Raw genomic sequence first — 15,043 nt, 5'->3', positions numbered from 1 at the left:
CAGGTGCCCCTGACATTCCAGATGCCCCTGACATTCCAGACAACCGTTGAGTACCGAGGAGAGTCATGCAGCAGCAGTACCAGGACACGGTCCGGCGCAGTGCATCGAGCACCCGGCGTTTCGGGAAGGTGAAGAGGAACGGCGTCATCGCGCTGGCGGTCACCGCGACGGCGGCCGTCCTGGTCTCGGCGCCGTCCGCATCCGCGGGAACGGGACCCTCGTACCGCGGCGGATCTGTTGTCACCGACGTGACGACCGAGGCGACGTTCGACTACGCCGCCGGCGAGATCCCCGAGAACATCACCGCCAACCCCGACGGCACAGTGACCCTGTCCATGCTCGGCAGCTGCGCGGTGTGCGAGCGCACCCACGGGCCGCAGCTGATGCGCATTACCCCGTCCGGACAGCGCACGGTGCTCGCCACCGGACAGGTGGGTGAAGCGATCAGCGGCAACACCCGCGGCAGTGACGGCACCGTCTACTACAGCGTGTGGGCCCCGGGCAACGCGGACCGCAACGGCGTGTACAAGCTGCTCGCGGACGGCACCCCGCAGCGCATCGCCGCCCTGCCCGCCGACTCCGGCCCCAACGGACTGGCCATCGACGCGGCCGGACGCACCCTCTACATCGCGGACAGCCTGAAGGGCACCATCTGGTCCGTTCCCGTCTCGGGCGGATCGGTGACCCCGTGGCTGACCGATGCCGCTCTCGCGCCGGTGCCGACCGAAGCCCTGCCGATCGGCGCCAACGGACTCCGGTTCCACAACGGCGCCCTGTGGGCCACCAACTTCAACAAGGGCACCCTGCTGCGGATCCCGGTCACCGGCGCCGGCGCGGCCGGTCCCATCCGCCAGGTCACCGGCGGCCTGCCCAACATCGACGACATCAGCTTCCTGACCCCCCGCTCCGATGTGGTGTTCGCCGCGCAGAACGGCTCCTCCTCGAACAACGGTCCGGACAGGGTCGTGGTGATCTACCCCAACGGCACCTACAAGCCCGTCCTGACCAGCGCGGACGGACTCGCCTCTCCCTCCGCCACCGCGGTCCGCGGCGACCGGCTGTACATCACCGACGGCGGGGTCCCCGAGCCCCACGACGCGAAACTGCAGACCGCCAGGATCAACTTCCCCGCTCTCCTCGCGGGCGCGGCACACTGACCCAGCCCGACCCAGCCCGGTGGCCGGGGCGCAAAACCCCGGCCACCGGCCCCAACGGAGGAACACATCGTGCGATACGCGAAAGAACACAAGCAGGAGACAAGGCAGCGGATCATCGCGACGGCCGGCCGCCGGCTCAAGCAGGACGGCATCGACGGCTCCGGGGTCGCCACGCTCATGAAGGACGCCGGCCTGACCAACGGCACCTTCTACGCCTACTTCGACTCCAAGGACGAACTCATCGCCACCGCGGTCGCCGACCAGATGCGCGCACAGCACGCGAACATCGTCGCGCAGGCGGCACCCGGCCGCGCCGGCCTCGAACAGATCGTGCGCTGGTACTTCTCCCCTGAGCAGCGCGACAATGTGGAGGACGGCTGCCCCAACGCCGCCCTGCTCGACGAGATCGCACGCTCCACGGATCCCACCAGGCAGGCATACACCGACGGCGCGCTCGTCCTCATCGACGGCTTCGCCGCCCGCCTGGCACCCCACGATCCGCCCTCGGCGCGACTGAAGGCACTGGGCTTCCTCGGCATGATGGCCGGGACGCTGCAGCTCTCCCGTGCCCTGACCGACCGGCAACTCGCCGACCAACTCCTCGAACAGGGCATCCGCAACGCCCTCGCACTCCTGGATGCCGAGCAGCACAACTGAGACGCCATCCGCGCCGATCAGAAGCTGGTCCGGTCGAACAAGGTCTGCGGCTCCCTCGACAACCGCATCCGCGTCACTCTCGACGCCGGCCACCCGCCGGGTGGCCAGACGATCCCACACCCCCTTAATGAGGGGAAAGAACGAGGACCCGATGAGTGCCTTCCACCCCGATCTCAAACGAGGTCGCTTCCTCCCCAATGTGTCCTACGGACGTCTGTCGTCGCGCCTCGTGCGGAGAGTGAAGTGGCGCGCGACCGATCCAGGACCGGACGTCACTGTCCAGGAGATCCTCGTGCCCGGGCCCAAGGGCGCGCCGCCCGTCTCGCTTCGCGTCTTCCAGCCCACCGGCCTGAAGGCAGCGGCTCCGGCGCTGCTCTGGATCCACGGAGGCGGGCTGATCTTCGGCGCTCCCGAGCAGGACGACCGTACGAACATCGCCTTCGCCCGCGAGCTCGGCATCACCGTCGCCGCGGTCCGTTACCGACTGGGGCCGGCCCATCCCGCGCCCGCCGCGGTCGAGGATGCCTACGCCGCGCTGCGGGGACTGGCCGAGCGCGCGGACGACCTGCACATCGACATCGACCGCATCGCGATCGGCGGCGCCAGCGCAGGCGGCGGACTCGCCGCCGCCCTCGCCCTGCTCGCCCATGACCGGGCCGAGATCCGCCCCGTGTTCCAACTGCTCCTCTACCCCATGCTGGACGACCGCACCACGACGAGAACCGACCTGAAGAGCCTCAAGGTCCGCGTCTGGACGCCCAAGAGCAACCGCTACGGCTGGACGTCCTACCTCGGCAACTCCGTCGCGGGCCCGGACGTCTCCCCATACGCGGCCGCAGCCCGCCGCGAGGATCTCACCGGTCTTCCTCCGGCCTGGATCGGCGTCGGCACCCAAGATCTCTTCCACGACGAAGACGTCGAGTACGCGCGCCGACTGAATGCCAGCGGCGTCCCCTGCCACCTCGACGTCATCCCCGGCGCCTTCCACGGCTTCGACCTCGTGTTCCCCAAAGCCGAAATCTCACGGGAGTTCTGGCGCCGACAAGCACGAGCGCTGAAGGGCGCGCTGTGAGACCTACCGAAAATGAAGGCAGACCGACACGCAGATCGCGGAGAGGAGTTCCGTCCTCACAGCGGCAACGGGATCAGGCCGGGAAGTGGTGCTCGGACTCACCTCCCGCGGTGAGCGCGTAGCTGCCGTCGACCTCAGTGAGAGACTCTGTCGGGAATCTTGAGATCCGGGGTCACTTTCCTTGCCGCCACCACAGGGGGCGAGGCAGGCCGCGTGCGTCGAGGTATTGCTGGAACGCCGTGGGAGGGCGGGGCCGGTAGGAGTGGCCGACGGGCTCTTGGAGGCTCAGCCGCTCGACGTTGATCGCGAGTGCGGTCAGGACGTGCTGGACGTGCGTTTTGGCCAGGCCGCGGTAGCGGCACCGGCGTGCTCGATGACCGTGCGCGAACTCCTCGATGGTGCCCTCGGCCCCGGATCGCAGCCCGTAGAGCCTGCGCCAGTTTGCATCCTGCTGATCGGCGCGATTCTTGGCCTGGAGTTCGTGCATGCGACGGGTCGGGAAGTACAGGCTGCGAAACGAGCCCGGGGTGCACGCGGCCTGCTCGGGGCAGCGGCCGCACTGGCGGGCGTCGAACCGGACCACCACCGATGTCGGCTCCGCCACCGGAAGGTCCCGCCAGTTGCCGCTGACCTGCCCGTTGGGGCAGGTGACCTCGCGTTGGTCGAAGTCGATGACAAAGTTCTCCCTGCCGAAGCCATCCTCGGCCCGGTGCTGTGGCGAGGTGCTGGAGGGAAGCGGCCCGACCAGGGTGACGCGGTGGAGGCGGGCAGCGGCGTCCATGCCGGCGACGGAGGTGTAGCCGCCGTCGACCAGGTGCTGCCCAGGCAGGCGAAGCCGCTTGAGGCGGGCATGGATGCCGGGCAGTGCCTGGCTGTCCGCGCTGGAGACGACGGTGGCCACGTCGGTGATGACGTTGATCCGCTTGTCGTCGCAGGTCTCGGTCACGTGCGCGAGGTAGCCGGTCCAGCGGGTATCGCCGCGCCGCGTCCAGCGGGCCTCGGTCTCATACGGCGACTCGATCCGTACCCGGGAAGGAGGCCGGCCATCGCGCTCGGTGCGCGGCCGGAACCGTCCGCGCCCGTCCACAAGGAAGTGCTGCACCAGGATCGTTCGGAGCACCCGGGCCTGCGCCGGAACGGCGCCGCCGGGGAAGCGGGCGTCAAGTCGCTGAAGCAGTTCGCGGGCGTCGGCGCCCACCTGCTCGAGCCGGGCGACGGGGTGGCTGGGCTGGGAGCACAGGCGCACCTGCCGCCCGTAGCGTTCGGCCCACTCGGCGGTGACCAGCTCATCCAGCAGTTCCGGCGCGCCTCGGGCCACATCCTCCAGGACGGCGCGCACCGCCTCGGACACCAGCTCCAGGCGGGTCAACTCCCGCGCGGCGGACAGGACGTAGATGGAGTCGGTGCGCTGCTTGCCGCGCCCCTTGAGCAGGCCGGCCCGCCGGATCCGCGTGAGCGCGAGGCCCAGCAGCCGGTCGGCTCGGTCGCCCTCGGCGAGCCGGTCGCGAAAGTCGGACAGGACGCTGTGATGGAAGCCGGGGTCTTCCAGTTCCAGTCCGAGGGCGTATTTGAAGTCGATGCGGCAGCGCACCGCTTCGGCGGCCTGACGGTCGGACAGGTTCATCGCGTACTGCAGCACGCAGACGGTGGCCAGCTGGGCAGGCGAGAGTCCGGGGCGGCCGTCGCGGGGGTACCAGGCGGTGAAGTCCTCGTCGTTCCACAGGCCGTCGAGGCGGTCGCGGATCCACATCGCGGTGGTGCCGTGGGGGTTGCTGGCTCGGGCGACCCGCATGGTCAGCGGCGGGATCTCGGCTCCGGGACGAGGACGGAGGGACATATCGGGCTCCTGGGGAACATGAGCAGAACGTTCCAACGAGCCTGACGCAACGTCACGATCGTTTACGGCCCGTCCTCAAGATTCCCGACAGAGTCCCTCACTGCGAACCCGGAGAACGACCCATGCTGAACATCGCGGACACACTGCACCGTTGGAGCCGCGAGGCACGCCCCTTCGCCCTGGCCACCGTCGTCGACGTCACCGGAAGCGCACCCCTGCCCGTCGGTACGTCGGTCGCGGTGGACGAGGACGACAACGCCGTCGGCAGCATCTCCGGCGGCTGCGTCGAGGGAGCCGTCTACGAACTGTGCCGACAGGTCCTCCACGACCAGGGTCCACCCCAGCGCGTCTGGTTCGGCTACTCCGACGACGACGCCTTCGCCGTCGGCCTGACCTGCGGCGGCGAACTCGGCGTCCTCGTCCAGCGCATCGATCCGGCTACCCGACCGCATCTCGGCGCGGCCCTCGCCGAGGTTGCCGAGGGCCGACCCGCCGCCGTGGCCCAGGTCGTCGACGGCCCCGACAAACTGACCGGCGCCACCCTGAGCGTTCTCGGTGACAGCTGGACCGCCGACGGGTCGCTGGCCGCAGGGTCAACAGGCCAGGCGGTGGCGGACCGGACCACAGCCCAGCTGCGGGCGGGACGCACCGCGCTCGTCTCGCTCGGCGGGGACGCGGACACCTGCCCCGACCGGGCTCTCCGTCCTCGTCCACGTGGCCGCGACCCGCCCCCGCATGCTGATCTTCGGCGCGGTCGACTTCGCCACCGCGCTCAGCCAGGCCGGCCGCTTCCTGGGCTACCGGGTCACCGTGTGCGACGCCCGCCCCGTCTTCGCCACTGCCGTACGTTTCCCGCACGCGGACGAGGTCGTGGTCGACTGGCCACATCGCTACCTGGAACGCACCGAGGTGGACGCCCGTACCGCCGTCTGCGTCCTCACCCACGACTCCAGGTTCGACATCCCCCTGCTGCGGCTGGCACTCGATCTGCCGGTCGTCGGTTACGCGGGCGCGATGGGATCCCGCCGGACGCACGACGAACGCCTGCGTCTCCTGCGCGAGGCGGGAGTCACGCAGGACCGACTGGCTCGGCTGCGCTCCCCGATCGGTCTCGACCTCGGCGCGCGCACGCCTGAGGAGACGGCGATCTCCATCACCGCGGAGATCATCGCCCACGCCAACCAGGGCACGGGCCTGTCCCTGACCCTGGGCACGGGCCTGTCCCTGACCCTGGGCACGGGCCCGATCCACCAGCCGGGTCACAAGGCAGTCGACGAGCGTCATGCCTTCAACGCCCGCTACTGACGCCGTGACAGGGCACGCCCCCCGGCACGGCCCCTCCCACACAAGGACTGATCATGGCGACCTTCGCCTTCGCCGGTGCCCGCGCCGCCCCCGGGCCCTCGTTCCGGCACGGCCCAGACGGCTGCGCCCGCCGCTCTGTCAAACCTTCGGATACGTCGGATGATGCGACTGCTCACCCGACAAACACGCCACGGTTCACCTCAGCGGGACCGTCCATCCGGTGATCCGGTCCTTCGCGTCCGGCAAGGACCGGTGCTGGTGCTACATCAACGAGCCCATGCTGCGACGGATGCCCAGGAGGAGCGCCGACCCCGAACCGGTGATCCTCACCGTCGACGACGATCCGGCGGTCGGACTTTCTCCGGGCCGAAGGCTCGGATGTCGGATTTCCGGGATCCGGCGCTCGTGGCTGGCATCGGCTCACCGGCGGGGCGAAACGTTGCGACGGAAGTCAGCCGCCCACAGCGCCTGGCCGCTTGAGGAAGAGAGTCTTTCGTGAACGTCACGACCACGGCGAACGCGCCGCAGGACCGGCGGGTGCCCACACTCGTCATGGCCTGCGTCGGCGTGTTCGTCGCCTATCTGCCGGTGAGCACCGTCTCGGCGAGCCTGCCCGCCATTCAGCGGGCGCTGGACGCATCGACTGCGCAGCTGTCCTGGGTGAGCGTCGCGTTCGTGCTGCCCATGGCCGCGCTCATCCTCACCGCGGGCGTCTTCGGTGACGTGCACGGCCGCAAGAAGGTCTTCCAGGCGGGCCTGGCCTTCAGTGGTCTGGGTGCCCTGATCGCACTGTGCGCCCAGTCGATCGAGGTCGTCTGGGCCGGGCAGGCCTTCGCCGGTCTCGGCGCGGCCGCGTTGCTGCCCACGTCCCTGGCGCTGATCAGCCATGCCGTCCCCGACCCGCGCGAGCGCGGGAAGTTCGTCGGCCTGTGGGCGACATCCCTGATGGCCGCCCTCGCCCTCGGCTCCGTCATCGCGGGCGTGATCCTCGACCACTTCGCGTGGCGCTGGATCTACCTGCTGCCCGTCCCCGCCTCGCTGCTCACGCTGGCCGTCGCGGCGAAGCTGCTCACCGACTCCCGTGCCCCGGGCACGCGCCGACTGGACTGGCCCGGCCAGTTCACCGCCGCGCTGGCCATCACCGCTCTGGTCTACGGGGTCATCGAGGGCGGCGCCGACTCCTTCACCGACACCAAGGTGATGCTTGCCCTGTCCATCGCCGTCGTCGCATCGGTCGCTTTTGTCCTGGTGGAACGGCGCATCTCCAGCCCGATGCTGGACCTGACACTGTTCCGCAGCCCCTCCTTCACCGCCACCGCGCTGATCGCCATGATCAGCTTCCTCGGGCTCATCGGGTTCTTCTTCGCCCTCAGCCTCTACTTCGGCATGGTCCAGCAGCTCAGCACCCTGGAATCGGCCTGGCGGCTGCTGATGGTGTGCATAGTGCCGCTGGTTCTCGGTGTCCCCATAGGGCGCCTGGTGCACCGGGTGTCTCCTCGGGTGCTGATTCCCGGCGGCCTGCTGCTCGCGGTGATCGCGCTGCTGTCGCTGACCCCGATCGGCGCCAACACGTCCTTCGGTTCACTGGCCTGGCGGCTGGCCCTGCTCGGCCTGGGCATGGCTTTTGTCATCACCCCGATGACCGCCACCGCCGTCAGTTCGGTGCCGTTCCACCAGGCCGGTATGGCCGCTGCCGCCAACAGTGCCTTCCGTCAGCTCGGCGCCGCCCTCGGCCCCGCCGTCCTGGGCGCGCTGCTGTCCTCTCGGGCCGTGGACGCTCTGCCCGGACATCTCACCGCCGCGGGGCTGGACCGGGCGACGGTCCAGCGCGTCACCGAGGCCGCGGACGCCGGTGGACTGAGTGCGGTCGGCGGGCTTCGCATGGGTGTGGACACCCCGCGTGTCCTCGGCGCCCTGTCGCAGGCATTCGTCGACGGTCTTCAGCTCTGTCTGGTCGTCGCAGCCGCCCTGACCCTGCTGGCAGCCGCGGTGGGATTCGTCCTGCTGCGCCGGCCGCAGCAGTCGGGCCTACCGGCCGCAGGCCCGGGTGCCTCCGTCCAAGGGCCTCGCACCCCCGACCTGCCCACCGCCGACCCTCGGACGGCAGCCGGGCCGCAGGCACCCGCCGCCCCGCGGTGAGCGCCAGCCCCGCACCGAGGTGACACCCGACGTACCGGCACGGGTCAGGAGCGGATAGCCACTGTGCTGTACCGGCTGCGCCGTCCGTGGGGACGGGCGCGGCGCCGCTCTGTGGCCTGGTACCGGACCCTTCCGGTACCAAGCCACACAGCGCTGTCGTACGACATGACGTGAACATCACCCGCTCGAAACAGGAGCCATCGATGCAGTCCCCTTCGCCCGACGCGCTTGATCTGAAGCTGCTGCACGCGCTCCAGGTGGACGGGCGGGCGCCGTTCAGCCGTATCGCCGAGATCCTCGGAGTGTCCGACCAGACCATCGCCCGCCGCTTCCGCAAACTGCGCACCACCGCCGGACTAAGGATCGTCGGCATGACCGACGAGAACCTGCTGGGCCGCCAGAGCTGGATCGTCCGGCTGCGCTGCACTCCCGACGTGGCCGAACAACTCGCCAACGCGCTGGCCCGGCGCCCCGACACCTCACACATCGATCTCATCTCCGGCGGCACCGAAGTGCTGTGTGCCATGAAACCCCGCAGCCGACAGGCCCTCGACGAACTGCTCTTCGACCGCCTGCAACGCACGCCCCAGGTCATTTCGGTCAGCGCCCACTGCCTGCTGCACACCTTCTGCGGCGGTCCCCTCGGCTGGCTCGACAAGACTCGAGCGCTCGAACCCGACCAGGAGGCGGCACTGCGTCTCCCGTACAGCGAGCCGGTAGCCGCCCCCATCGCTCTCGAAGGAGCGGACGAGGCACTGCTCGCCGTGCTGCGGCGCGACGGCCGGGCAACCTTCAGCGAGCTGCAGACCAGCACCGGCCAATCGGAGTCCGCTGTCAAGCGGCGCCTGGAGCGTCTGCGCTCCACGGGCATCCTCTACTTCAAAGTGCAGCATGACCGCGAGTTCCTCGGACACGGCATCAGCGCGATGCTCTGGCTCACCGTCGCCCCCTCCGCACTCGATGCCGCCGGACGGAAGCTGGCAGAACACCCCGAGGTCCGCTTCGCCGGCGCCACCACTGGCCAGGCCAACCTCGTCGCCACCGTCGCCACCGTCGCCAGCCCGAGCACGGGCGAGCTCTACACATACCTCAGCGAGAAGGTCGGCGGCCTCGACGGCGTGCAGGCCGTGGAAACCGCCCTGACGCTGCGCCATGTCAAGCAACTCACCTACGAGCCCAGCCGCTGACCGCCGATCGTCATGGACCCTTGCGTACGGACCGACGGAGCGACCCGTGGTCGGGTGCTGCACCGTCGACGGACGCGCTCGTCATTTCTTCGTCTCGGCGACTCGGGGTACAGGGCAGGCGGCCCGGCAGCCCGCGTTGCTTCCCAGCAGCCCTACGACCGCTTCCTCATCGGCGACCAAAAGGGGCTCATGCCCGTATGCCGTGCAGCACGGGCACAACCGGAGCACGGTGCCGACCGTCGTCCGGGCCACCGCCAACATCGGGCCGGAGGGAAGACTGAAGGACCGTCCGCGGTTGCCCGCTGCCTGGGCCGACCCCGGCCATTCAGCGGAATTGGGTGAGCTGACGTCCTGACAGCAGAAAGGTGCCTCTGACCTGCAAGGATGCGAGCGACGAGTTCGTATCCGGTGCGGGGGTCAGGAGACCTTTCTGGTGGTCAGGCGGTGCCGGGTGGGGCCATGGGCTGTCGGTGGCGGCCGACGGGAAGACGGTGGTTGGGCACGCGGGAACAGCGCTGCCGCGGAGGCTCACGGACGCTGGATCCGGCCGGGTCCGCGCGGGTGCTGCGGTCCAACGACTGATCCGTCGCTACCGCCCAGGCCGTGATCCTGGCCATCGGGGGCTCCTACCGGCGGCTTGCTGCGCCCCGTTCTGGGGCCGCTGACCGTCTGTGGCGCCTGCTATGGCCCAGCCAGAGACCGTCGATCCATGGATAAACCTTCCTCTCCCACCCCTGCGCGGGCGCCCATACGGTCAAGGCTGCGGGCGCTCACCGGCCCGCCGTACCGAAGGAGCAAGACCCTTATGAAGATGACCGGCAACACAATCCTGATCACCGGCGGAACCTCGGGCATCGGCCTCGGTCTGGCCCTGCGTCTGCACGAGGCCGGCAACAAGGTGGTCGTCGCTGGCCGGCGCAAGGAACTCCTCGACGAGATCACGGCCGAGCACCCGGGCATCGACGCGCTCGTCCTCGATGTCGCGGACCCCGACTCGATCACCCGGGCCCGCGAGACCGTGGCGGCGAGCCACCCGGGGCTGAACGTCCTGGTCAACAACGCCGGCATCATGCTGCGGGAGAACCTCCTCGACCCGGCCGAGCTCCCGGTCGCCGAGGATCACGTCACAGTCAACCTGCTCGGCACGATCCGGATGACGTACGCCTTCCTGTCGCTGCTCGTGGGCAAGGACGACGCGGTCGTCATGAACGTCACCTCCGCGCTGGCGTTCGTCCCGTACCAGAGCACCCCGACCTACAGCGCGACCAAGGCCGCGCTGCACTCCTTCTCCGAGAGCCTGCGCATCCAGCTCGCCGGCGCTGACGTCGGCGTCCAGGTGATCGAGGTGGTCCCGCCTGGCGTGCGCACGACCCTGCTGGGCCAGCAGGACAGCGACCAGTCCATGCCGTTGGACGACTTCCTCACCGAGACCCTCGACCTGCTGCGCGAGAAGCCCGACGCGAAGGAGATCGTCGTCGAGCGCGCCAGATTCATCCGCGACGCGCAGGCCAACGGCTCCTACGACGACGTCTTCGCCATGATCAGCGGCAGCTGACCGACCTGTAGTGACCGACGCGGAACAAACGCGGAACAACAGCACGCGGGCGGGCCCTGTGGGGCCACATCGTGGACGAACGCGAGCTGGACCCGCCTCGCGAGGTCCTCACCGAAGACGCGGAACGGTAAGGAAGCGCCTTCGGCTTCGCCCCGGTCGTCGCACTGGAGGCGACCGGGGCCGTCCTGAGCACCGACGGGCACGCGAGCGCCCGTCACACGACGAGATCGTCGTGTCGGCCAGGCCGGGCGACGAGGCCCGGGTCCCGCCCAAACCGTCGGGTGTCCTCGACGGGGGACCGTCGCCGCAGGCCGTCTTCCATACCGGCGGCCTGCGGCGCACCGACGAGGGTCGGCGCATTCCCCAGCAGGTCATGCAGGTCATGCAGGTCATGCAGGTCATGCAGGTCAGGTGACCATCGTGTCGTCTGCGCTGCGAGCGCTATCGGCGTCGGCCGTACGAGCGGCTTCGCGCGGGCGGGAGAGGACTGCTCAGCCATGGATCGGCGGTCTCTGGATAGCCGGGCGGGATGCGGCGAGGATGGGGACATGAACAAGAAGGAACTGGCGGCATTCCTGCGCCACCGGCGTGAGACGCTGCGGCCCCGCGACGTCGGGCTGGTCGAGGGCCCACGCAGGCGTACGCAGGGGCTGCGCCGCGAGGAGGTCGCGCAGCTCGCCGGCATGTCCACCGACTACTACGCCCGGCTGGAACAGCAGCGTGCTCCGCAGCCCTCCGTCCAGATCACCACGGCTCTCGCCCGGGCACTGCGGCTGACCCTGGACGAACGCGACCATCTCTTCGTCCTCATCGGCCACAACGCCCCGGCCCGGTTCTACCGCCCCTCTGAACATGTCTGCCCAACGCTGATGCGGGTCCTGGACCGCCTGGACGACTCCCCGGCCCTGGTGCAAACCGACCTGGTCGACACCCTCGCGATGAACCCGCTGGCCGTCGCGCTGCTCGGCGACCAGACCCGCCACACCGGTCTGGCCCGCAGCGGCTACTACCGCTGGTTCATGGACCCAACCGAGCGTCTGATGGTTCCCGAGGAGACCCACGAACGCCACGGCCGCGCCCAGGCAGCACGCCTGCGGGCCGCGCTGACAGCCGGCAACGACACCCCCCGAGCCGCCCAGATCCTCGCCGAACTCCAGGTACGCAGCCCCGAGTTCGTCCGCATGTGGGAACTTCAGGAGGTGGCACAGAGCTACGACGACTGCAAGACCATCCTCCATCCCGAACTCGGCCGCATCGATGTCGACGTCCAGGTCCTGTACACCGAGTACCGCGCCCAGACCCTGGTGGTGCTGACCACTCGCCCCGGCACGGAGAGCCACAGCAAGCTCGAACTGCTCTCCGTCATCGGACACCAACAGCTCACCCCGTGACGTCCGGGACCCGGGAGGGCTCTTAGCTTGATCATTGACCTTGCTGCTGTTTCAGGCGGACGTGTTCGGTGAGGGTTTCGATTCGTTTCACAGACGCCCCTACGGTTGGGGGTCGACGGATACCGTCCTGACCAGGTTGAAGACCTCTCAGAGGGCGTTACCGGTAGTTCGTTAAATCCGGCGGTAGAGGTCAATGCCGTGTCCGGTGGTGACCTCTACCGCCGGATTTAACGAACTACCTGTAGCTGCGGGGCGCCGGGTGTGTTCGTCGGCGCGGACAACGGCGAGGAAGGCGTGAGCAAGTATGGCCAGGGTGACCCAGCGGGACCAGAAGGTGTAGCAGCGGACTTGGTGCTCGTCGAGTCCGGCCAGGCCCTTTCCGGACTCGAAGGTCTCCTCCACCCGCCACCTTGATCCAGCGACGCGGACCAGGGCGGTCAAAGGCACGGGGGCCGGTGAGAAGCAGCGGTAGTAGGCGAGTTCACCGGCGGTGCGGTTGCGGCGGATCAGCGGCTGGCGGCTGCCGGGACGGGGTCCGGCCAGGTCGGTGACGGCCCCAGTAGAAGCAGTGCCCCTTGGCCCCGGCATCGGCCGGCAGCTTCTGCCAGGCCCGCTTGGGCACCTTCGCGGCCAGGGCATCCGTGCGGAACTTCCCCGCGCCTGTGGTCACTTCATGTGAGCAGGCGATGGCGAGCACGTAGCCGACCTGGTGCTCTTCCAGCGCGGAGCGCAGCTTTGGGTTGCCGCCGTAGACCTTGTCTGCCGCGACCCAGCCGGCGCGGTGCCCGGCACCGAGGTATCGGCCGATCATCCGGGCGGCCAGCTCCGACTTGGTGGCGAAGACGGTGTCCTCGTCCAGGCCCGCGGCTCGGCAGCGATCTGGGTCGTGCGTCCAGGAGCGCGGGATGTACAGCTCCCGGCCCACCGCCGCGTACCCGCGCAGTCCCGTGTGGACGAGGTAGACAGCGACCTGCGCGTTTCGGTCCTCCCGGTCCAGGACGTACTCGCGCACGGCGTCGGCATCCCCTCGGGCCCGGCCGGGCAGGTGCTGTATCCCGTCCGGGGTGGCCTCTCCGGCCCACTCGGCGATGCTCCAGCAGTTTTTGCGTGGCAGGTCCGACAGCAGTCCCAGCGCCAGATCCCGTACCCGACACCGGGGTTCGACCCGGGCGAACCGGTCGGCCATCCGGCTCTCAGGACCTCGAACGCTTCCTGCCTGCGGGCAGGATCTACGTCGTGATTTGCGGTCACCGCAAGATCATTGGTTGGTCTTCACACACCGATGATCAGCGGTGGCGCGGCCCTTCCCGCAGCCGACCCACGAGCAAGATCAAGGTCTATGGCTGAAGGTCGCACTGGTACCAGGTGCCTGACTTGCCGCCGAGATCGGCCGGGGTGGCAGGGCCAACCGGGACGAACCCGGCCTTGGTCAAGACTTTCTGGGACGCGGCGTTGTCGTGGGAGGTGGCCGCCCGCAGTGTGCGGAGGCCGTGCCTCGCTGTCGCCATCCGGCACAGCTCCCGAACGGTCGTGGTCGCCACGCCTCGGCCGGCGACCTGCTCCGCGACCCGGTAGCCGAGTCTGGCAGTGCCGTCCTCCAAGTCGTACAGGTTGAATCTGCCGAGTACCGAGCCGTCCTCGGCGACGAGCGCGTAGAAGGCGCAGATGCCGGCCTCCTGCTCGGCCAGCAAGGCGTCGTACCCGTCGGTGAACTGGTCGAAGAAGTCGTCGCCGCGGTCGGAGATCGAGGCAGCGAAGTAGGTACGGTTCGCCAGCTCGAAGGCCAGGACCGCCGGGGCGTGGCCGGCATGCAGCCGCTTCAGCTCGGGCATCGCCCGACTCTACCCAGATCGTGCGCCGAGGCCACCTGAGTTTCCGCCGGTGGCAGACAGCCCCAGGACCAGGGCACATAACGATCTACGGCTGGAGCACTGGATGCCACGCCTCCAGGAGATCCACGCCAACCTCATCGACCGCCTCCAGGAGGCCAAGGACCAGCACTGGCTGGGCGAGGTAGCTGCGATCACGACCACCATGGCCGCCGCCGCGCAGAAGCTGGAGGCCAGGCGTGAGCGTGCAGCACAACCGTCCACCGTTCGTCTCGGCATGCCCGACTTCCGCCGTGATGCCGGACGGAGCCGAATCCGAGGATTGAATTCCGCCGCGTTTCCGATCTTCGGCCAGGAAAATGCAGGGCCAGCTGAAGCAGTGACCCCTGGCAGGATGCCTGGATGGAGATCTTGGAGGGAATCGCACCGTTGCTGGGTTCGCTGGCTGCATCGACTCATGTCTACGCCAGGTGGGGCGCGATGTCCGAGGCCACCATCGCGGAGCAGGTCTTCGACCTCGTAGTGGTCGCGCAGGCCGACTGGGCGCATCAGGCCGTCGCGGGCGCGGTCGGCCCCGTGTCCGCCCGCGAGATCGAGGCAGCACTTGAGCCCGTCGAGACGGCGCGAGCTATCGAGCTGATGACCAACCTGTCAGCCTTCGACCTCGTCTACTCACGGCGCCTTCTCCGGGACCGCGATCACGCGGAGCGGGCCGCCGCGCGGGTGGCGAAGTTGCTTGGCCGGGGAGCGAGCTGGGTCACGAACACCGAGGCCATGGGAAATGGCCGTGCGTGGACGCCCGTAACCCGGCACGGCATCGATGTCGTCGTCGCGGGAACCTGTGCCGAGTTCTTCGTGATCCTGCTCGCCGTGGGCGACGACTAACGAGGGCACTGACGAAACTCGCCTGCCTG

11 protein-coding genes and 2 pseudogenes are annotated in these 15,043 nt (G+C 69.2%); 10 read left to right on the top strand and 3 right to left on the bottom strand.

All coding sequences use genetic code 11. The annotated features are described in order from the left end of the window. Positions 1-65: 65 nt before the first annotated feature. From OG622_RS48960 to OG622_RS48950, 3 genes are all read left to right on the top strand, one after another. On the top strand, positions 66-1,157 hold the full coding sequence (locus OG622_RS48960; RefSeq protein WP_371583866.1) for an SMP-30/gluconolactonase/LRE family protein: 1,092 nt from the start codon (positions 66-68) through the stop codon (positions 1,155-1,157). A 66-nt stretch (positions 1,158-1,223) separates the two neighbouring features. After that, complete coding sequence (locus OG622_RS48955) at positions 1,224-1,814, top strand: TetR/AcrR family transcriptional regulator (RefSeq protein ID WP_371584456.1); 591 nt, start codon at positions 1,224-1,226, stop codon at positions 1,812-1,814. Between the two features lie 127 nt (positions 1,815-1,941). After that, positions 1,942-2,886, top strand: coding sequence for an alpha/beta hydrolase (locus OG622_RS48950; RefSeq protein ID WP_371583865.1), 945 nt, complete (start codon positions 1,942-1,944; stop codon positions 2,884-2,886). A gap of 172 nt (positions 2,887-3,058) precedes the next feature. On the opposite strand, the gene OG622_RS48945 is transcribed toward OG622_RS48950, so the two are convergent. Next, complete coding sequence (locus OG622_RS48945) at positions 3,059-4,723, bottom strand: IS1182 family transposase (protein WP_371574493.1); 1,665 nt, start codon at positions 4,721-4,723, stop codon at positions 3,059-3,061. A 122-nt stretch (positions 4,724-4,845) separates the two neighbouring features. On the opposite strand from OG622_RS48945, the pseudogene OG622_RS48940 reads away from it, so the two are divergent. The 6 genes and pseudogenes from OG622_RS48940 (at position 4,846) to OG622_RS48915 (ending at position 12,300) form a co-directional block, all read left to right on the top strand. Continuing rightward, a pseudogene (locus OG622_RS48940) lies at positions 4,846-6,028 on the top strand (XdhC family protein). 495 nt (positions 6,029-6,523) lie between these two features. Beyond that, a complete protein-coding gene (locus OG622_RS48935; RefSeq protein ID WP_371583864.1) occupies positions 6,524-8,167 on the top strand; it encodes an MFS transporter in 1,644 nt (547 codons plus the stop codon). 203 nt (positions 8,168-8,370) lie between these two features. Next, complete coding sequence (locus OG622_RS48930; protein ID WP_371583863.1) at positions 8,371-9,354, top strand: Lrp/AsnC family transcriptional regulator; 984 nt, start codon at positions 8,371-8,373, stop codon at positions 9,352-9,354. Between the two features lie 805 nt (positions 9,355-10,159). Beyond that, positions 10,160-10,909, top strand: a complete 750-nt coding sequence (locus OG622_RS48925) for an SDR family oxidoreductase (RefSeq protein ID WP_371583862.1) — start codon at positions 10,160-10,162, stop codon at positions 10,907-10,909. A 232-nt stretch (positions 10,910-11,141) separates the two neighbouring features. After that, on the top strand, positions 11,142-11,324 hold the full coding sequence (locus OG622_RS48920; RefSeq protein WP_371583861.1) for a hypothetical protein: 183 nt from the start codon (positions 11,142-11,144) through the stop codon (positions 11,322-11,324). Between the two features lie 133 nt (positions 11,325-11,457). Then, positions 11,458-12,300, top strand: a complete 843-nt coding sequence (locus tag OG622_RS48915; protein ID WP_371583860.1) for a helix-turn-helix transcriptional regulator — start codon at positions 11,458-11,460, stop codon at positions 12,298-12,300. 246 nt (positions 12,301-12,546) lie between these two features. Here the strand turns inward: OG622_RS48915 and OG622_RS48910 are convergent. Both OG622_RS48910 and OG622_RS48905 read right to left on the bottom strand, forming a co-directional pair. After that, positions 12,547-13,486: pseudogene (locus OG622_RS48910) on the bottom strand (IS701 family transposase); the annotation flags it as partial. 151 nt (positions 13,487-13,637) lie between these two features. Continuing rightward, positions 13,638-14,132: a GNAT family N-acetyltransferase gene (locus OG622_RS48905; protein WP_371583859.1), complete on the bottom strand. Its 495-nt coding sequence runs from the start codon at positions 14,130-14,132 to the stop codon at positions 13,638-13,640. Positions 14,133-14,531: 399 nt separating this feature from the next. Between OG622_RS48905 and OG622_RS48900 the strand changes: the two genes are divergently transcribed. Further along, a complete protein-coding gene (locus OG622_RS48900; protein ID WP_371583858.1) occupies positions 14,532-15,014 on the top strand; it encodes a hypothetical protein in 483 nt (160 codons plus the stop codon). Positions 15,015-15,043 lie beyond the last annotated feature (29 nt).

It is taken from the genome of Streptomyces sp. NBC_01314, assembly GCF_041435215.1.
Classification (GTDB): domain Bacteria; phylum Actinomycetota; class Actinomycetes; order Streptomycetales; family Streptomycetaceae; genus Streptomyces.
This window is presented reverse-complemented; position numbering and strand designations above follow the sequence as displayed.

Bases quoted from the DNA above. Each gene is read 5' to 3' on its own strand.
- OG622_RS48960 (WP_371583866.1), top strand. From the start codon at position 66: ATGCAGCAGCAGTACCAGGACACGGTCCGGCGCAGTGCATCGAGCACC.
- OG622_RS48950 (WP_371583865.1), top strand. From the start codon at position 1,942: ATGAGGGGAAAGAACGAGGACCCGATGAGTGCCTTCCACCCCGATCTC.
- OG622_RS48945 (WP_371574493.1), bottom strand. From the start codon at position 4,723: ATGTCCCTCCGTCCTCGTCCCGGAGCCGAGATCCCGCCGCTGACCATG.
- OG622_RS48930 (WP_371583863.1), top strand. From the start codon at position 8,371: ATGCAGTCCCCTTCGCCCGACGCGCTTGATCTGAAGCTGCTGCACGCG.
- OG622_RS48925 (WP_371583862.1), top strand. From the start codon at position 10,160: ATGAAGATGACCGGCAACACAATCCTGATCACCGGCGGAACCTCGGGC.
- OG622_RS48915 (WP_371583860.1), top strand. From the start codon at position 11,458: ATGAACAAGAAGGAACTGGCGGCATTCCTGCGCCACCGGCGTGAGACG.
- OG622_RS48905 (WP_371583859.1), bottom strand. From the start codon at position 14,132: ATGCCCGAGCTGAAGCGGCTGCATGCCGGCCACGCCCCGGCGGTCCTG.
- OG622_RS48900 (WP_371583858.1), top strand. From the start codon at position 14,532: ATGGAGATCTTGGAGGGAATCGCACCGTTGCTGGGTTCGCTGGCTGCA.